This is a genomic window from Kineosporia rhizophila, assembly GCF_021277265.1.
GTDB lineage: Bacteria > Actinomycetota > Actinomycetes > Actinomycetales > Kineosporiaceae > Kineosporia > Kineosporia rhizophila.
Map to the genome: position 1 here is coordinate 1 of NZ_JAJSOH010000023.1, position 18,259 is coordinate 18,259.

19 protein-coding genes are annotated in these 18,259 nt (G+C 70.3%); 16 read left to right on the top strand and 3 right to left on the bottom strand.

The features are described 5' to 3' along the window. The 16 genes from rho to LWF15_RS26300 form a co-directional block, all read left to right on the top strand. Positions 1–1,818: transcription termination factor Rho (gene rho, locus LWF15_RS26225; RefSeq protein WP_332879931.1), on the top strand; the 1,818-nt coding region annotated here is incomplete at its 5' end. 150 nt (positions 1,819–1,968) lie between these two features. After that, a complete protein-coding gene (rpmE, locus tag LWF15_RS26230) occupies positions 1,969–2,187 on the top strand; it encodes a 50S ribosomal protein L31 (protein WP_232813601.1) in 219 nt (72 codons plus the stop codon). A 161-nt stretch (positions 2,188–2,348) separates the two neighbouring features. Continuing rightward, a complete protein-coding gene (gene prfA / locus LWF15_RS26235; protein ID WP_232813602.1) occupies positions 2,349–3,458 on the top strand; it encodes a peptide chain release factor 1 in 1,110 nt (369 codons plus the stop codon). Position 3,459: 1 nt separating this feature from the next. Continuing rightward, positions 3,460–4,329 (top strand): peptide chain release factor N(5)-glutamine methyltransferase, encoded by an 870-nt coding sequence (gene prmC / locus LWF15_RS26240; RefSeq protein ID WP_232813603.1) that lies wholly within the window; start codon positions 3,460–3,462, stop codon positions 4,327–4,329. A 48-nt stretch (positions 4,330–4,377) separates the two neighbouring features. Next, entirely contained in the window at positions 4,378–5,037 is a 660-nt protein-coding gene (locus LWF15_RS26245) for an L-threonylcarbamoyladenylate synthase (RefSeq protein WP_232813604.1), read from the top strand. Next, positions 5,034–6,359 (top strand): glycosyltransferase family 4 protein, encoded by a 1,326-nt coding sequence (locus LWF15_RS26250; protein ID WP_232813605.1) that lies wholly within the window; start codon positions 5,034–5,036, stop codon positions 6,357–6,359. The genes LWF15_RS26245 and LWF15_RS26250 overlap by 4 nt, the downstream gene beginning before the upstream one ends. Beyond that, positions 6,356–6,802: a hypothetical protein gene (locus LWF15_RS26255; protein ID WP_232813606.1), complete on the top strand. Its 447-nt coding sequence runs from the start codon at positions 6,356–6,358 to the stop codon at positions 6,800–6,802. The genes LWF15_RS26250 and LWF15_RS26255 overlap by 4 nt, the downstream gene beginning before the upstream one ends. Before the next feature lie 361 nt (positions 6,803–7,163). Beyond that, complete coding sequence (atpB, locus tag LWF15_RS26260) at positions 7,164–7,958, top strand: F0F1 ATP synthase subunit A (RefSeq protein WP_232813607.1); 795 nt, start codon at positions 7,164–7,166, stop codon at positions 7,956–7,958. Positions 7,959–8,041: 83 nt separating this feature from the next. Next, positions 8,042–8,251, top strand: coding sequence for an ATP synthase F0 subunit C (gene atpE, locus LWF15_RS26265; protein WP_232813608.1), 210 nt, complete (start codon positions 8,042–8,044; stop codon positions 8,249–8,251). Between the two features lie 43 nt (positions 8,252–8,294). Beyond that, positions 8,295–8,888, top strand: coding sequence for a F0F1 ATP synthase subunit B (locus LWF15_RS26270; RefSeq protein ID WP_232813609.1), 594 nt, complete (start codon positions 8,295–8,297; stop codon positions 8,886–8,888). Beyond that, on the top strand, positions 8,888–9,721 hold the full coding sequence (locus LWF15_RS26275) for a F0F1 ATP synthase subunit delta (protein ID WP_232813610.1): 834 nt from the start codon (positions 8,888–8,890) through the stop codon (positions 9,719–9,721). The genes LWF15_RS26270 and LWF15_RS26275 overlap by 1 nt, the downstream gene beginning before the upstream one ends. Before the next feature lie 149 nt (positions 9,722–9,870). Next, entirely contained in the window at positions 9,871–11,508 is a 1,638-nt protein-coding gene (atpA, locus tag LWF15_RS26280; RefSeq protein WP_232813611.1) for a F0F1 ATP synthase subunit alpha, read from the top strand. A 31-nt stretch (positions 11,509–11,539) separates the two neighbouring features. Then, on the top strand, positions 11,540–12,433 hold the full coding sequence (locus tag LWF15_RS26285; protein WP_232813612.1) for a F0F1 ATP synthase subunit gamma: 894 nt from the start codon (positions 11,540–11,542) through the stop codon (positions 12,431–12,433). Between the two features lie 49 nt (positions 12,434–12,482). Next, the gene (gene atpD, locus LWF15_RS26290) at positions 12,483–13,946 is read left to right on the top strand and encodes a F0F1 ATP synthase subunit beta (RefSeq protein ID WP_232813613.1); all 1,464 of its coding nucleotides are present in this window, start codon (positions 12,483–12,485) and stop codon (positions 13,944–13,946) included. Positions 13,947–14,142: 196 nt separating this feature from the next. Further along, positions 14,143–14,358 carry a F0F1 ATP synthase subunit epsilon gene (locus LWF15_RS26295; protein ID WP_408624071.1) on the top strand — a complete coding sequence of 72 codons (216 nt, stop codon included), beginning with the start codon at positions 14,143–14,145 and terminating at the stop codon, positions 14,356–14,358. Positions 14,359–14,385: 27 nt separating this feature from the next. Beyond that, a complete protein-coding gene (locus tag LWF15_RS26300) occupies positions 14,386–14,829 on the top strand; it encodes a DUF2550 domain-containing protein (protein ID WP_269810857.1) in 444 nt (147 codons plus the stop codon). A gap of 330 nt (positions 14,830–15,159) precedes the next feature. On the opposite strand, the gene LWF15_RS26305 is transcribed toward LWF15_RS26300, so the two are convergent. The 3 genes from LWF15_RS26305 to LWF15_RS26315 are packed head-to-tail and all read right to left on the bottom strand — an operon-like array spanning position 15,160 to position 18,141. Further along, positions 15,160–16,095 (bottom strand): DUF4097 family beta strand repeat-containing protein, encoded by a 936-nt coding sequence (locus tag LWF15_RS26305; RefSeq protein ID WP_232813616.1) that lies wholly within the window; start codon positions 16,093–16,095, stop codon positions 15,160–15,162. Positions 16,096–16,099: 4 nt separating this feature from the next. Further along, positions 16,100–16,759, bottom strand: a complete 660-nt coding sequence (locus tag LWF15_RS26310; RefSeq protein ID WP_332879932.1) for a response regulator transcription factor — start codon at positions 16,757–16,759, stop codon at positions 16,100–16,102. A 2-nt stretch (positions 16,760–16,761) separates the two neighbouring features. After that, on the bottom strand, positions 16,762–18,141 hold the full coding sequence (locus LWF15_RS26315; RefSeq protein WP_232813618.1) for a sensor histidine kinase: 1,380 nt from the start codon (positions 18,139–18,141) through the stop codon (positions 16,762–16,764). Between the last annotated feature and the right edge of the window lie 118 nt (positions 18,142–18,259).

The following is an 18,259-nucleotide window of genomic DNA, read 5'->3' on the forward strand; positions in this document are numbered from 1 at the left end:
CCCGCCCCCCCCCCCCCCCCCCCCCGCGGGCCGGCCCCCGGGGGGGGCGCCCCGCCCCCCACCCGCCGTACCTCCGCCGCTGCGGCCGCCGCCGAGGCGCCGGCCGAGCAGCCTGCGCAGGAGGCCCTGATCGAGGCCCCCGCCGCCCCGGCCACCGGCACCTCCGGCCGTCGCAGCCGGGCCGCCGCCGCGGCTGCGGCCGCCGCCGAGCCCGAGGTCGCGGCGAAGGTGGCCGAGCCGGTCGCCGAGCCCGTCGAGGCCGCCGAGGCTCCCGCCGAGCGCCCCACCCGGGGTCGCGGCCGGGGTCGCACCGAGCGGGCCGACCGTACTGAGCGCACCGACCGCGCCGAGCGCACGGAGCGGGCCGACCGCACCGAGCGGGCCGAGCGCACGGAGCGGGCCGAGCGTCCGGACCGGGCCGAGCGGGCCGAGCGTTCCGAAGGCCGTTCGGGCAACCGGCCCGCCGACCGCGACGGCGCCGCCAAGGACGCCGACCGCGAGGGCAGCCGGGACAGCCAGGGCCGCAACAACTCCCAGCCGCGTCGCAGCAGCAACGACGAGGACGACGACGAGGACGGCCGGGGCCGTCGCCGGGGCCGTCGCTTCCGGGACCGCAAGCGCGGCCGGGGTCGTGACGGCGAGCCCGGTGGGGTCGACGAGCCGGAGGTCAGCGAGGACGACGTGGTCGTCCCGGTGGCCGGCATCCTCGACGTGCTCGACTCGTACGCCTTCCTGCGTACTTCCGGCTACCTGCCCGGCCCGAACGACGTCTACGTCTCGCTCGGCCAGGTCAAGAAGTACGGTCTGCGCAAGGGTGACGCGGTCACCGGGGCGGTCCGCCAGCCCCGCGAGGGCGAGCAGGCCAACCAGCGGCAGAAGTTCAACGCCCTGGTCCGGCTCGACACGGTCAACGGCAGCGCCCCCGAAGAGGCGCGCGCCCGGCCGGAGTTCAACAAGCTCACCCCGCTCTACCCGCAGGAGCGCCTGCGGCTGGAGACCGAGCCGAACATCATCTCCACCCGGATCATCGACCTGGTGGCGCCGATCGGCAAGGGCCAGCGCGGTCTCATCGTCTCGCCGCCGAAGGCCGGCAAGACGCTGATCCTGCAGGCGATCGCCAACGCGATCACCCGCAACAACCCCGAGTGCCACCTCATGGTCGTGCTGATCGACGAGCGGCCCGAAGAGGTCACCGACATGCAGCGCACGGTCAAGGGTGAGGTCATCGCCTCCACCTTCGACCGGCCGGCCGACGACCACACGGCCGTCGCCGAGCTGTCGATCGAGCGGGCCAAGCGCCTGGTCGAGCTCGGCCACGACGTGGTCGTCCTGCTCGACTCGATCACCCGGCTGGGCCGCGCCTACAACCTGGCCGCCCCCGCCTCGGGCCGGATCCTGTCCGGTGGTGTCGACTCCAGCGCGCTGTACCCGCCGAAGCGGTTCTTCGGCGCCGCCCGGAACATCGAGCACGGCGGGTCGCTGACCATCCTGGCCACCGCGCTGGTCGAGACCGGCTCGAAGATGGACGAGGTGATCTTCGAGGAGTTCAAGGGCACCGGCAACATGGAGGTGAAGCTGTCGCGCCAGCTGGCCGACAAGCGGATCTTCCCCGCCGTGGACGTGAACGCCTCCAGCACCCGCCGGGAAGAGATCCTGATGGGCAAGGAGGAGCTCGGCGTGATCTACCGCCTGCGCCGGGTGATGGGCGCCCTCGAGCCCCAGCAGGCCATCGAGCTGCTGCTCGACCGCACCAAGAAGAGCTCGAGCAACGCCGAGTTCCTGATGCAGGTGCAGAAGACCTCGCCCAGCGGCGAATAGCCCCGACCGCGGATCTCCCGGCGGGAATGCTCCCGGGGGATCCGCGGTTATGGCTCCCGTCTGCTGTTCTGGCAGACTTACTCAAGGCTCCGGTTCACGAGCGGCGCGCCCCGTGCCGCACGACCCGGCGGCAAGACTGAGGAGAGACAGTTGAAGAACGACATCCACCCGCAGTACGTGGCCACCACGGTCAAGTGCGCCTGCGGTTCGACCTTCGAGACCCGCAGCACCGCCACCAGCGGTCAGATCTCCACCGAGACCTGCAGCGCCTGCCACCCGTTCTACACGGGCAAGCAGCGCATCCTGGACACCGGTGGCCGGGTCGCCCGCTTCCAGCAGCGGTACGGCAAGAAGGACTCCGGCAAGTAGCCGAGCAGACGCCGGTCGTGGCCCCTCTCGCGGGGGCGGCGACCGGCGTCGTCGTTTGTCCGTAGGTACTTTCCAACAATGGACGGGTGACCCGCCTCCGTAGGGGCGTCCGACGTCCGTTGGTGGTTGCTTTTTCGGTTGCACCTCAGAAGAAGGCGAACATGGCCCAGCTCACCCCGGACGAGTCCGCGCAGGCGGCCGTCGAGCCGCTGCTGTACGAGTACGAGGAGCTGGAGCGCCAGCTCGCCGACCCGGCCATCCACGCCGACGCCGGCCGGGCCCGCAAGCTCGGGCGCCGGTACGCCGAGCTGGGGGCCGTGCACGCGGGCCACGAGGAGTGGCGCAGCGCCCTGGACGACCTGCAGGCCGCCCGCGAACTGGCCGCCGAGGACAGTGCGTTCGCCGAGGAGATCCCGGCGCTGGAGTCGGCGCTGGAGCACGCCCGCGAGCGGCTGCACCGGCTGCTGATCCCGCGCGACCCGGACGACTCCCGCGACGTGATCCTGGAGATCAAGGCGGGCGAGGGCGGCGAGGAGTCGGCCCTGTTCGCCGGCGACCTGCTGCGGATGTACCTGCGCTACGCCGAGCGCAACGGCTGGCGTACCGAGGTCCTCGACTCCACCGAGAGCGACCTGGGCGGGTACAAGGACATCTCGGTCGCGGTGAAGTACAAGGGCACCCCCGGACCGGGCGAGGGCATCTTCGCGAAGCTGAAGTACGAGGGCGGCGTGCACCGGGTGCAGCGGGTCCCGGTCACCGAGTCCCAGGGGCGCATCCACACCTCGGCCGCCGGCGTGCTGGTGCTGCCCGAGCCGGACGAGGCCGTCGAGGTCGAGATCGACGCCAACGACCTGCGGATCGACGTGTACCGCTCCTCCGGACCGGGCGGCCAGAGCGTCAACACCACCGACTCGGCGGTGCGGATCACCCACCTGCCCACCGGGGTGGTGGCCTCCTGCCAGAACGAGAAGTCGCAGCTGCAGAACAAGGAGCAGGCCATGCGGATCCTGCGCGCCCGGCTGCACGCCATCCAGGTCGAGGCCGCGGCGGCGGAGGCCTCGCAGGCCCGGCGCTCGCAGGTGCGCACGGTCGACCGGTCCGAGCGGATCCGCACCTACAACTTCCCGGAGAACCGGATCGCCGACCACCGCACCGGTTTCAAGGCCTACAACCTCGACCAGGTCCTGGACGGCGAGCTCGGCCCGGTGATCCAGTCCTGCCTGGACGCCGACGAGAGCGCCCAGCTGGCCGCGCTGCAGGCCGCGAACTGAGATGCCCGAGCTGAAGCACGTTCTCGCCGCCGCGGTGACCGCTCTGGCCGAGGCCGGCGTGCCCTCGCCGTCGGCCGACGCGAACATCCTGGTGGCCCACGGGCTCGGGGTGGAACGCCGCGACCTGGCCCGCCGGGTGATCCTCGGCTACCAGCTGAGCAGCGACGAGAACGCCCGGGTGGCCGGGCTTCTCGAGCAGCGGGCGAAACGCGTTCCGCTGCAGCACCTGACCGGTTCGGCGGGCTTCCGCCGGCTCGAACTCCTGGTCGGGCCGGGGGTCTTCGTGCCCCGGGTGGAGACCGAGTGGGTGGCCGGGCTGGCGATCGAGGCCGGGGTGGCGCTCGAGCACCCGCTGATCGTGGACCTGTGCACCGGCTCCGGGGCGATCGCGCTGGCGGTGGCCGACGAGGTGCCCGACGCGCGGGTGGTGGCGGTGGAGCTGGATCCGCCCGCGGTGGAGTGGGCACGGCGCAACATCGAGGCCCTGGGCTCGCGGGTCGAGCTGCGCGCCGGAGACGCGGTGCGCGCCCACGAGCACCTGCTGGCCGATCTGGCCGGCGCGGTGGACATCGTGGTGGCCAACCCGCCGTACATCCCGCCGGACGCGGAACCGACCGAGCCGGAGGTGCGCGACCACGACCCGGTACTGGCGCTGTACGGGGGAGGGGACGACGGTCTGGCCATCCCGCGCGGGGTGGTCGCGGCCGCCGCCGGGCTGCTGCGTCCGGGCGGGCTGTTGGTGATGGAGCATGCCGACGTCCAGGGCGCCGGGGGCCGCGCGCTCACCGCCACACCGGAGTGGATCGACGTGAACACGCAGCGTGACCTGACCGGCCGTGACCGTGCTCTGGTTGCCCGTAGGGCGGGCTGAGCGGGCGGGAATGAGCGTTCCGGGCCCAGGTAGTGCCACACTCGGGGGGTGAGTGTGCGTTTCGACTGCGCCCTGGAGGTCCAGCGTTCGCGCGGGATCGCCAAAGCTGCCGACGTCGTCGCGGAAGGTGATCTCGTCGTTCTGCCGACCGACACCGTGTACGGCATCGGCTGCGACGCCTTCGACGCCGAGGCGGTGTCCGCCCTGCTGGCCGCGAAGGGCCGCGGCCGGGCCATGCCGCCGCCGGTGCTGGTGCCGCACGTGCGCACCCTGGACGGCATCGCGGCCGGCATCACCGCCGACATCCGCGCGCTGGCCGAGGCGTTCTGGCCCGGCGCGCTGACCATCATCACCCGCTCGATGCCCACCCTGCGGTGGGACCTGGGCGAGACCAACGGCACGGTGGCGCTGCGGATGCCGCTGCACCCGGTGGCCCTGGAGCTGCTGGAGCGCACCGGGCCGATGGCGGTCTCCAGTGCCAATCTCACCGGCCACGACGCGGCCCTGACCTGTCAGCAGGCGCAGGACATGCTGGGCGACTCGGTGGCGGTCTACCTCGACGGCGGCCCGGCCGAGCTCGGCGTGGCCTCGACCATCGTCGACTGCACGGCGCCGGTGCCCCGGGTGGTGCGCCAGGGGGCGGTCACTCTGGAAGACCTGCGCTCGGTGGTCCCGGCGACCCTGGGTCTGGGTGAGGCGGCGCAGTGAGGGGTTACCTTTTCGTCCTGCTGATCGCGGCCACGGTCACCTACCTGACCACCCCGGCGGTGCGGCGCATCGCCCGGCGGGTGGGAGCGGTGACCGCCCTGCGTGAGCGGGACGTGCACACCGTGCCGATCCCGCGCCTGGGCGGCGCGGCGATCTACTTCGGCATCGCGGTGGCCATGCTCACCGCGTCCCAGGTGCCCTTCTTCGAGGCGGTCTTCGCCGGCCGCACGGCCTACGTGGTGCTCCTCTCGGCCGGCGCGGTCTGCCTGCTCGGGGTCTTCGACGACCTCTGGGAGCTCGACGCGGTCACCAAGGCGGCCGGGCAGATGCTGGCCGCCGGGATCATGGCCTGGCAGGGCATCCAGCTGATCTCGCTGCCGATCTTCGGCACCTTCATCCCGTCGCGGATGCTGCTGATCGTGGTCACCGTGGTGGCGATCATGGTGACGATCAACGCGGTGAACTTCGTCGACGGCCTCGACGGCCTGGCCGCGGGGATGGTGGCGATCGCCGGCACGGCGTTCTTCATCTACTCCTACGCGCTGGCGGTGAACTCGTCGCCGGGCGACTACGCCTCGCTGGCCTCGGTGATCACCGCCGCCCTGGTGGGTTCCTGCCTGGGCTTCCTGCCGCACAACTTCAACCCGGCGCGGATCTTCATGGGCGACAGCGGCTCGATGCTGCTGGGCCTGCTGATGGCCACCTCCACGGTGGCGATCACCGGCACGGTCGAGCCCTCGCAGCTGGAGGACATCCGGATCGTCCCGGCCTTCATGCCGCTGGTGCTGCCGCTCGCCGTGCTGGCGCTACCGCTCATCGATCTGCTGCTGGCCATCCTGCGGCGCACCCGGGCGGGCAAGATGCCCTGGCAGCCGGACAAATTGCACCTGCACCACCGGATGCTCAGCCTCGGTCACAGCCATGCCGGCGCGGTGCTGATCCTCTACTTCTGGACGGCCACGGTCGGCTTCGGGGTGGCCCTGTTCGCCCTGGTGCCCCCGGCCACGGCCCTACTGGTCGGAGGGGCCGCGGTGATCTGCGCGCTGGTCCTGACCATCGGGCCGCGGCGCTGGCGGCAGATGGCGGCCACCGCCGTACCCGGCGCCGGGCAACGCTCCGCAACTGTCGTCATACCGGCCGACCCGGCCCTGCCGCGGCCCCCGGCCGACCCGGACTCCCCGGGAGCGACCGGAGTCACGAAACCGGCTGCCCGTCAGGTTCGTTCGGCTGAGGGGCCCGGTGGGTCCGCGGAAGACCGCGATGACCGACCGGACACGCACCGTAGCGGTGCCGGCGTGAACTCAGGAATGAACGGATCATGAATATGTCCGACGTGAAGTCCGGCCGGAAGGTCTCCCGGGCCGCCGAGCCGGTGACCGCGCTGTGGCTTGCAGCACTCGTCCCGGCTCTTGTGCTGGGCGGTCTGACCGGTGCCGGGGCCTTCGTCGTGGGCCGTGACGAGGGCGTCTCCGCCCTGTTCGGGGCCGGGCTCGCGCTGGTTGCCCTGACCTTCACCACGATGCTGCACTTCCAGCTCCGGATGACCGAGCCGTGGCTCGGCATGGGCCTCGCCTTCATGACGTATTCGCTGGTCATCGGCCTGATGTGGGCCGCCTTCCTGCTGCTCGACGAGACCGCCTGGCTGGTCGGCCCGGCCGCCGCGGCCGGTCTCGGGGCCGGTCTGGTGGGCTGGATCGGAGGTCACATGCGCGGAGCGCTCAAGCTTCGTCAGCCGCTGTACGACGACAGGGATGCACGCGACTAACCCGTTCGGGTGCTGCCCGTTGCACCCGTAGCAGGGGTTCTTGAGCCCTTGCTGGGGGGTGGCGGCAGAACCGCCCTACATGACTGATAGTGTCAAGCCAGATGGATGACGAGTAGACCCTGCTGAGGGCACCCGCCATGACTGCGGAGTGCCCGCTGAAGGTCTCCGCCGGCTACGAGCTGCAACGCCCGAGCCCGTCTTCCCCCGAACCCGTAACGCAGCTGAACGAGTAACAAACCACAGAGCTTGTAACACCCCAGGGCCGCCCATCGGCCCTGGCCGGTACCGCACGATCTGCCGCCAGGCCTCTCGGGCTGAATGGCTGAATCCGCAACGAAGCATTGAGCTTGGAGGAGCGACCGTGACTTACGTGGCCGCCGGTGGTGGAGGCGAAGGAGGCTTCCACGCGCCCAGTGAGGTGGAGTTCTGGCAGCCCCTGATCGGGGACGGCGCCTTCGCTCTGACCCGGTCGATGGTCGTCTTCGCGGCAATCGCGGTCGTCCTGTCCGTGGTGCTGCTGGTGCTGACCCGGAACATGAAGCTGGTGCCCGGCAAGGGCCAGTTCTACGTCGAGAGCGCCTACAGCTTCGTCCGTAACGGCCTGGCCCGCGACATCATCGGCGCGGACCACTTCAAGCCGTTCCTGCCGCTGATGTTCGCGCTCTTCACGGTCGTGCTGATCAACAACCTGGCCGGGATCGTCCCGTTCATCAACTTCCCGACCTTCAGCCGGATCGGCTACGCGATCGTGCTCACCGCGATCGTCTACATCACCTACCACGCGGTCGGTATCCGTAAGCACGGCCCGATCGGCTGGCTGAAGAGCTTCGTGCCTTCGGGCCTGCCGGCCTGGGTCGTCCCGCTGGTGTGGTTCATCGAGTTCCTCACGTACGTGGTCAACCGGCCGCTCACCATGGCGCTGCGACTGTTCGGCAACATGTTCGCCGGGCACCTCATGCTCATGGTCTTCGCCCTCGGTGGCGAATACCTGCTCTTCCAGGCGGATGGCCTCTTCCTCAACGCGACCGGCGTCTTCGCCTACGCGTTCTCGCTGGTCATGTTCGGCTTCGAGGTCATCGTCCAGTGCCTCCAGGCGTACGTCTTCGTGCTCCTGGCCTGCGTTTACATCGCCGGTGCCGTCGCCGACGAGCACTGATCTTCCGCCGGTGCCCGTCGTCGGACGCGCACTGACAACTGCCTGAGCCCCTCAGGCAACAACCCGAAAGGCAGGAAACTGCAATGACCGGCAACATCGCATTCCTTGGCTACGGTATCGCCGCGATCGGCCCCGGCATCGGCGTGGGTCTGATCTTCGCCGCCTACATCCAGGGTGTGGCCCGTCAGCCCGAGTCCCGCAGCGTGCTGCAGACCATCGCGTTCACCGGCTTCGCCCTGACCGAGGCGCTGGCCCTGCTGGGTCTGGTCTTCGCCTTCCTCTTCCGCGAGTGACCATCCTTTTTTCCGCTGACCCGACGGGAAGGAGGGTGACACTGTGATTGCACAACCGCTCATTGCAGCAGGTGACGCCGAAGAGGTTGGCCACGCAACTGGCTGGGGCTCGGAGCTGCCGATCGTTCCGCACCCGTCGGAACTGATCCTCAGCCTCGTCTTCTTCGCGATCGTCTACTACGTGATGAAGAAGTACGTGGTGCCTCGCCTCGAGGCGGTCTACGCCGAGCGTACGGCCGAGATCGAGGGTGGCATCGAGAAGGCGGCCCAGGCCCAGGCCGAGGCTGCCGCCGCTCTGGACGAGTACCAGAGCCAGCTGGCCGAGGCTCGCGCCGAGGCCGGCCGGATCCGCGAGGAGGCGCGCACCCAGGGTGCGCAGATCGTCGCGGAGATGCGGGAGCAGGCCCAGGCCGAGGCGGCCCGGATCGTCTCCTCCGCCCAGCAGCAGGTCGCTGCCGAGCGGCAGCAGGCGGTCGTGCAGCTGCGGTCCGACGTCGGTGCCCTGGCCACGGACCTGGCCTCGCGCATCGTCGGTGAGTCCCTCCAGGACTCGGCCCGGCAGTCGCGGGTGATCGACCGCTTCCTGGACGAGCTCGAGCAGGCCGAGACGGCCCCCACCTCGGGCCGGGTCTCCTGATGGCGGCGCAGGTGCGGATGCAGGGCCCGAGCCGGGTGGCGCTCGCCGCCGGGCAGGACCGGCTGGAGATGCTGCTCAACTCCGTCGGTACCGACGCGGCCCGGCTCGCGGACGACCTGTTCGCGGTCACCGACCTGGTGGTCTCCAACGCCGCCCTGCGCCGGGCCCTGACCGAGTCGTCGCGGCCGGCCGAGACCCGGGCCGCCCTGGCGGCCCGGCTGCTGGAGGGCAAAGTCTCCGGGCCGGCCCTGGACCTGGTCTCCGGACTGGTCCGCTCCCAGTGGTCGGACTCCTCGGACCTGACCGAGGCGCTCGAGGGCCTGGCGGTCACCGCCGCGCTCTTCGGCGCCGAGCGGGCCGAGCGTCTCGACCGGGTCGAGGACGAGCTGTTCCGCTTCGGTCGCACGATCGCGGGTGACGTCTCGCTGCGGGACGCGTTCGCGATCCGGACGCCGGGCTCCGACCGCAAGCGCCAGCTGGTGCACCAGCTGCTGGTCGGCAAGGTGGCTCCGGAGACCCTGCGCCTGGCGGCCCAGGCGGTGACCTCCCCGCGAGGTCGCCGGGTGGAGCAGGTGCTGGAGAAGTTCCTGGAGGCTGCCGCCGCCCGTCGGCGGCAGCTGGTGGCGGACGTGGTCGCGGCCACGCCGCTCACCGAGGGCCAGCGGGCCCGGCTGAGCACGGCGCTGCGCCGGCTCTACGGCCGTGACATCCGCATCAACCTCGACCTCGACCCCGAGGTCATGGGTGGGCTGCGGATCATGGTGGCCGGTGAGCTGATCGACAGCACGGTGCTGAGCAGGCTGAACACGGCCCGGCGGACCATCGCAGGCTGACCCGTCGCACAGCTGCTGACCACCTGGTCACAGCTGTGCGCCGCGGCGCGCGATGATGTACGCACACAGGCATAGGTAAGTAGCAAGAAAAAGAAGAAGACCCACGGCCCGGCTCACGCCGGACAACGACGAGAGAGCAGGGGATCCAGATGGCGGAGCTGACGATCCGTCCGGACGAGATCCGGGACGCGCTGGACGCCTTCGTACAGTCCTACGACCCGGACACGGCCAGCCGCGAAGAGGTCGGCATCATCTCCGAGGCGGCCGACGGCATCGCCCGGGTCGAGGGCCTGCCCAGCGTGATGGCCAACGAGCTGCTGCTGTTCGAGGACGGCACGCTCGGCCTGGCGCAGAACCTGGACGTCAACGAGATCGGCGTCGTCGTTCTCGGTGAGTTCAGCGGCCTGGAGGAGGGCCAGGAGGTCAAGCGGACCGGAGAGGTTCTCTCCGTCCCGGTCGGCGACGCCTTCCTCGGCCGCGTGGTGGACCCGCTGGGTGCGCCGATCGACGGCCTGGGCGAGATCGCCTCCGAGGGCCGCCGGGCCCTGGAGCTGCAGGCGCCGGGCGTCATGCAGCGTAAGTCGGTGCACGAGCCGATGCAGACCGGGATCAAGGCGATCGACTCGCTGACCCCGATCGGCCGCGGCCAGCGCCAGCTGATCATCGGCGACCGCCAGACCGGCAAGACCGCGATCGCGATCGACACGATCATCAACCAGAAGCGCAACTGGGAGAGCGGCGACCCGGACAAGCAGGTCCGCTGCATCTACGTCGCGATCGGCCAGAAGGGCTCGACCATCGCGTCGATCCGGGGCTCGCTCGAGGCGGCCGGCGCGCTGGAGTACACCACCATCGTCGCCGCCCCGGCGTCCGACCCGGCCGGCTTCAAGTACCTCGCCCCGTACACCGGCTCGGCCATCGGCCAGCACTGGATGTACGCCGGCAAGCACGTCCTGATCGTCTTCGACGACCTGAGCAAGCAGGCCGAGGCCTACCGCGCCGTGTCGCTGCTGCTGCGCCGTCCGCCGGGCCGTGAGGCCTACCCGGGTGACGTCTTCTACCTGCACTCCCGTCTGCTGGAGCGTTGCGCGAAGCTGTCCGACGAGCTGGGCCACGGCTCGATGACCGGTCTGCCGATCGTCGAGACCAAGGCCAACGACGTGTCGGCCTACATCCCGACCAACGTCATCTCGATCACCGACGGCCAGCTGTTCCTGCAGTCGGACCTGTTCAACGCCAACCAGCGCCCGGCGGTCGACGTCGGTATCTCGGTCTCCCGGGTCGGTGGCTCGGCCATGACCAAGGCGATGAAGAAGGTCACCGGCTCGCTCAAGATCGAGCTGGCGCAGTACCGCGCGCTCGAGGCGTTCGCCCTGTTCGCCTCCGACCTGGACGCCGCCTCCAAGCAGCAGCTGGCCCGTGGTCAGCGGCTGATGGAGCTGTTCAAGCAGCCGCAGTACTCGCCCTACGCGACCGAGGAGCAGGTCGTCTCGATCTGGCTCGGCGTCAACGGCTACCTCGACGACGTCGAGGTCGGTGACGTGCGCCGGTTCGAGCAGGAGTTCCTCGACCACCTGCGCCGCAACACCGACGTGCTCAGCACGATCGGCGAGACGCTGCAGTTCAGCGACGACACCGCGGCCAGCCTGGAGAAGGAGGTCGAGGCGTTCGCGCAGACCTTCCAGGCCGGTTCCGACGAAGGCATCGTGGGCACCGTCGACGAGGAGTACGAAGCGACCGCGGACGGCGAGATCTCCCAGGAGAAGATCGTCCGGCAGAGCCACTGACGACGCCACCGGCATAAGGAGCTAGAGCCAGATGGCAGGGCAGCAGAGGGTCTACCGGGCCCGGATCCGGTCGACCGCGTCGCTGGAGAAGATCTTCCGCGCGATGGAGCTGATCGCTTCGTCGCGTATCTCCAAGGCGCGGGCGGCCGTGGCCTCCTCCACCCCGTACGCACAGGCGATCACCCGTGCGGTGTCGGCGGTCGCGACCTACTCCGACGTGGACCACATCCTCACCACGGAGAAGGAGAACGTCCGCCGCGCCGCGATCCTGGTGGTCACGGCCGACCGCGGTATGGCGGGCGCCTACTCCTCGAACGCGCTGAAGGCGAGCGAGCAGTTGCGCGAGCGCCTCACGGCCGAGGGCAAGGAGGTGGTCACCTACGTCACCGGACGCAAGGGTGTCGCCTTCCTGCGCTTCCGTAAGCGTGACATCGCGGGGGAGTGGACGGGCTTCTCCGACGCCCCGACCTACGAAGCTGCCGACACCATCGGCAACACCCTGGTCGAGGCATTCGTCAAGGACTACGAGGACGGCGGCGTCGACGAGATCCACGTCGTCTACACGCGGTTCGTCAGCATGGTGAGCCAGCAGCCGGAGATCATCCGGCTGCTGCCGCTGGAGGTCGTCGACTCGATCGAGCCGCCGGCCCCGGACGAGAAGCTGCCGCTGTACGCCTTCGAGCCCAACTCGGCGGACGTGCTCGACGCGCTGCTGCCGAAGTACGTGAACAGCCGGATCTTCAACGCGCTGCTGCAGGCCTCGGCCAGCGAGCTGGCCTCCCGCCAGCGCGCGATGAAGTCCGCCTCGGACAACGCCAAGGAACTGATCCGTATGTACACCCGGCTGGCCAACCAGGCCCGCCAGGCGGAGATCACCCAGGAGATCAGCGAGATCGTCGGCGGCGCCGACGCGCTCGCCAGCTGATGCCCGCCGTGTCCGAGTCACCTGAAGCCATGACAGAGAGAAGAGTCAAATGACCGCCACCGTCACCGAAACGGGTGCGACCAGCGGCCAGGCCGGCGTCGGCCGGGTGGCCCGGGTCATCGGCCCCGTCGTCGACATCGAGTTCCCGCAGGGCCAGCTGCCCGCGATGTACAACGCCCTGTACATCGACTACACGCTGAACGGTGGTGACATCCGGCTGTGGCTGGAGGTCGCCCAGTTCATCGGGGACAACCTGGTCCGCGCGATCGCCCTGAAGCCGACCGACGGCCTGGTCCGTGGCATGTCCGTCGCCGACAGCGGGTCGCCGATCAGCGTCCCGGTCGGTGACGTCACCAAGGGCCGCGTCTTCAACGCGATCGGCGAGGTGCTGAACCTCGAGGGTGACGACACCTTCGAGGTCACCGAGCGCTGGCCGATCCACCGCAAGGCCCCGGCCTTCGACCAGCTCGAGTCCAAGACCGAGATGTTCCAGACCGGCATCAAGGTCATCGACCTGCTCACCCCGTACGTGCAGGGTGGGAAGATCGGCCTGTTCGGTGGCGCCGGCGTCGGCAAGACCGTGCTGATCCAGGAGATGATCGCCCGGGTCGCCCGCGACCACGGTGGTGTCTCGGTGTTCGCCGGTGTCGGTGAGCGCACCCGTGAGGGCAACGACCTCATCGTCGAGATGGAAGAGGCCGGCGTTCTCCCGAACACCGCGCTGGTCTTCGGCCAGATGGACGAGCCGCCGGGCACGCGTCTGCGCGTGGCCCTCTCGGCCCTGACGATGGCGGAGTACTTCCGCGACGTGCAGAGCCAGGACGTGCTGCTCTTCATCGACAACATCTTCCGGTTCACCCAGGCCGGTTCCGAGGTCTCCACGCTGCTCGGCCGTATGCCGTCGGCCGTGGGTTACCAGCCGAACCTGGCCGACGAGATGGGCCTCCTGCAGGAGCGCATCACCTCGACCCGGGGTCACTCGATCACCTCGATGCAGGCGATCTACGTGCCGGCCGACGACTACACCGACCCGGCCCCGGCCACCACGTTCGCGCACCTGGACGCGACCACCGAGCTCTCCCGCGAGATCGCGTCGATGGGTATCTACCCCGCCGTGGACCCGCTGACCTCGACGTCGCGCATCCTGGACCCGCGGTACATCGGGGCCGACCACTACAACACCGCGGTGCGGGTCAAGCAGATCCTGCAGCGCAACAAGGAACTGCAGGACATCATCGCGATCCTGGGTGTCGACGAACTGTCCGAGGAGGACAAGATCGTCGTCAACCGGGCCCGCCGGATCCAGCGGTTCCTGTCGCAGAACACCTACGTGGCCAAGCAGTTCACCGGTATCGAGGGTTCGACCGTCCCGGTCGACGAGACCGTGGACGCCTTTACGCGGATCTGCGACGGCGAGTTCGACCACGTCGCCGAGCAGGCCTTCTTCATGTGCGGTGGCCTGGACGACGTCGAGCGCAAGTGGGCCGAGATCCAGAAGAAGACCGGCGCCTGATCCGGTCATCGAGTGTGGGGGCCGGCCCGGTCGGGCCGACCCCCGCATCCGGCTCGACAGAGCCGATATTGTGTCGACAGCGCTCGCACCCACGTTTCGGAGCGGGTGACGGGTTGAGGAACACGGAGGAACCGTCGTGCCGCTCCAGGTAGAACTGGTGAGTGCCGAGGCGAAGGTCTGGACGGGCGCGGCCCGGATGGTGATCGCCCGGACCAGCGAGGGCGAGATCGGTGTGCTCACCGGTCACGAGCCCACGCTGGCGCTGCTCGCCCCCGGTCGGGTCACGATCCGCGGTGAGGCCGGCGAGACCGTGATCGCCCAGGTCGAGGACGGTGGGTTCCTCTCCATCGACCACGACCGGGTGACGGTGGTCGCCGACACCGCGAGCCTCGTCCCCGACTCGGCCCGCTGAGTCCGGGCCCGGCCGTAGTTGGGACAGTTGGTAGCCCCGCTCGAGATTCTGGGTGCCCTCCTCGTCCTGTTCGGCTTGGTCCTTGCTCTGTTCATCCTGCGCCGTTACCTTCTGGCCCGTAACGGCGCCACGTTCGACTGCTCGCTGAGACGCGAGCACCCCCGCCGCGCGAGCGCCTGGATCCTGGGCGTCGCGCGGTACGGGGAGGACCGCCTCGAGTGGTTCCGGATCTTCACGGTCAGCCCACGACCGACTCGGGTGCTGATCCGCTCGCAGCTCGATCTGCTGGAGTGGAAGCAGCCCGGTGAGCAGGACGTGCACTCGATCCTGCCGGGGGCAGTGATCGTTCGATGTACCTACGGTCTGGACGATCCGGAGATCGTCGAGCTGGCCATGACGCGGTCGGACTACACCGGATTCGCCACTTGGCTGGAATCCGCACCGCCCGGCATGCAACCGTTCAGCGCGTGAGTTCACACCGGCTGTTCGTGCTTCGACCTCGACCATCAGCCTGGCCGGGCCGCCCACACGCTTGACCCACCTGATCGGCGTGGACGACCTGGCCCGCCATCTGCTGCGCCCTCCCGCCTCACCCGCGAACGGGTGTCCCTCTCGGCGGCAGGACCTCGGCGCCTTGCGGCTGAGTTGTAGGCTCCGCCTCCTCGGATCTCGCGGTTTCGCCACTCCTCGCCCTTAGTGATACCCCGTGCGCGGGTCTTGAAACACGTTCCGTCCCATTTCTTCCGCCGGAATTGCGGTCAAGCCGTCAACTATCCGCAGGCCTGCTGGTCCGGCGTGAAATCAGCCGTTCGAGGGCCGGGACGAGACCTTCCAGTCGAACCCGATGTGCACGTCGCCGGAGCCGGTGGTGGCCGAGATCCGGTTCTTCGCGCTGCCGGTCGGGACGTCGATCTTCCGGTCGCCGCTGCCGGTGTGCCCGGTGACGTCGTACGACGTGCCGTCCTGGGGCAGGCTGACCCCGACGTCGCCGGAGCCGGTGCGCAGCTCGACGGTGGGGGGCGCCACGCTGAACGAGGTCCGGATGTCGCCGGAGCCGGTGCGGGCGCGCACCTGGGTGGTCTGCGCGGTGAAGTCGGCGGACAGGTCGCCGGAGCCGGTGCGGAGCTCGGCCCGGGCCGAGTCGAGCTGGGTGGCGCGCAGGTCGCCGCTGCCGGTACGGGCCTCGATGTCGCCGCCGATGGTGCCCAGCCGGATGTCGCCGGAGCCGGTGCGCACCTTCGTGGCCCCGGTCAGGCCGGTGACCGTGGCGTCGCCGGCGCCCGTGGTCACGTCCACCTTCACGTCGGGGGGCACGACGACCTGGTAGTCGACCGAGCAGTTGTCGATCGGCCAGCCACCGCTGCAGCCGCCTTCCAGGGCGAGGACACCCTGCTGGACCGAGTGCGTCCACCGGGCGTCGGTCAGCGACGAGGTGGTCCGCACCTCGAGGGTGACCGGATCACCCGGCGCCCCGTCTCGGATCACCACGTCGCCGGACTCCACGTCCACCCGCATCGCGGTGATCCGGTCGGTCACGGTGAGGGACTCGGTGCTGACCCGGGTGGCGAACAGCGTCACCACGCTGATCGTGCCCATCCCGATCACCCCGGCCCCGAGCACCACCGTGGCGATCCGGACCGGGCCGGTCCACGGGCTGCGCCGGCGCGCCGCGGCCGCCAGTCGCTCCTGCTCGGCCTTCGCCTCGGGGGAGCCGGGTTCGAAAGTCGTCGTGGGCATGTCTTCAGGACTCCTGTGCCTGGGAACCGAGCCAGCGGAGGACGGCCAGGACGCGGCGGTGGTCCTGGGCGGCCGGGGGGAGGTCGAGCTTGCCGAAGATGCTCGAGACGTGTTTCTCCACCGCGCCCTCGCCGATCACCAGGGCGGCGGCGATGGCGGTGTTGGAGCGGCCCTCGGCCATCAGGCCGAGCACCTCACGCTCACGCGGGGTGAGCCGGCCGAGCGGATCCTTGCGGGTGGCCCGGGAGAACAGCTGGGCCACCACCTCCGGGTCGAGGGCGGTGCCGCCGTCGGTGACCCGGCGCAGGGTCTCGGCGAACTCGCTGACGTCGGCCACCCGGTCCTTCAGCAGGTAGCCGATGCCCCGGGAACGGGCCGCGAACAGCTCGGTGGCGTAGTTCTCCTCGACGTACTGGCTGAGCACCACCACGGCGATCTTCGGGTACTGGTGGCGCACCACCAGGGCGGCCCGCACCCCCTCGTCGGTGAACGTGGGCGGCATCCGCACGTCGACGATCACCAGGTCGGGCCGGTGCGCCTCGACCGCCTTCAGGAAGGAGTCGCCGTCCGGGCAGGCCTCGGCCACCTCGAAGCCGGTCTCGGCCAGCAGGCGCAGCAGGCCCTCCCGCAGCAGGACCGAGTCCTCGGCCAGCACGACTCGAATGCTCACGACGGACTCCCGGGGGTGAGGGGCAGATGAATGGTCAGCACGGTGGGGCCGCCGGCCGGTGAGGAGAGGTGCACAGCGCCGTCGATCGCGGCCACGCGGTCGGCCAACCCTCGCAGACCGGTGCCCCCACCCTCGCCGCTGCCGGGCTGGGCGCCGCCCACCCCGTCGTCCTCGACCTCGATCCGCAGCCACTCGCCGACCGCGCTGACCAGCACCCGGGCCTGCCGGGCGCGGGCGTGCTTGGCCACGTTGGTCAGGCCCTCGCTGACACAGAAGTAGGCGATCGCCTCGACCGTGGGGTCGGGCCGGGTGGGCAGCACGGTCTGCACGCTGACCGGGACCGGGGCGCTGGCCGCGAGGGCGGACAGGGCCGCGTCCAGGCCGCGGTCGGTCAGGATCGGCGGGTGGATGCCCCGGGCGACCTGGCGCATCTCCACCACGGCCTCCTTCGCCGCGCTGTGCGCCTTGTCCATCAGGTCGCGGGCGCCCTGCGGGTCGCGGTTCAGCCGGTCCTTGGCCAGGCCCAGGTCCATCGCGATGGCGACCAGTCGCTGCTGGGGGCCGTCGTGCAGGTCGCGCTCGATCCGCTGGCGCTCGGCCTCCACCGAGTCCACCGCCGCGGCCCGGGTGCGGGTCAGGGTCTGCACCCGCTGGTTGAGCCGGCGCACCTCCTCCGAGCGCGGCTGGCGGGTCAGCAGCAGACGGGCCATCAGCACGTTCAGCGCCATCAGGCCGGTGGCGGTCAGCGGGGTGACGACCAGGCCGACCAGCCCGAGGAAGAACACCAGCAGCAGCCACCACGGCCCGGACGTGGTTCCGCCCCAGGGCCAGTACATCTCGGCGCCGGGCAGGAACCAGACGTAGACCGGGGCCAGCACCAGGGCCAGGGTGACCGAGGCGAAGCAGACCACCAGGGTGCCGGTGACCAGGCCCCAGCAGGCCTGGATGGAGACCCAGGCCATCGAGCGCCACTGCGGCCCGCCCAGCAGCCCGCGCCGCCAGAACGAACGCTTCGGGGCCGCCGGGGACGGGCCCATCCACTCCAGCCGGGTGTAGGCCAGCGCCTGCAGCCGGAACAGGTCCAGCCGGGCGGCCACCAGGGCACAGGCCAGGACGGCGAGCAGCATCGGCAGGCCGATCCCGAAGACCGGCACCAGCACGACCGACACCAGCATCAGCACGGTCAGGGCCAGATACGGGACGGCGACCAGGATGTCGAGCGTCAGGTGGCAGACCGCGGGCCACCCGCGCAGCCACCAGCCCACGGCCTGGCGGGCCCCGGAGGCGGTGGGCAGGCCCCACAGCCACCACTTCTCGCCCGGGTCGAACAGATCGAACCCGGGGGCGACGAGCGCCTTGTCGGTTGGCTTGATCACCCCATCAAGGTAGGCCGCCGAGCACGCTGTGGGGATACCGGAGCCACCCCCGAGGGGGTGGGGATAACCCCACCCCCGATCGAGGGGGACGCACCAGTGATCTTGGAGCGCGCCGGCC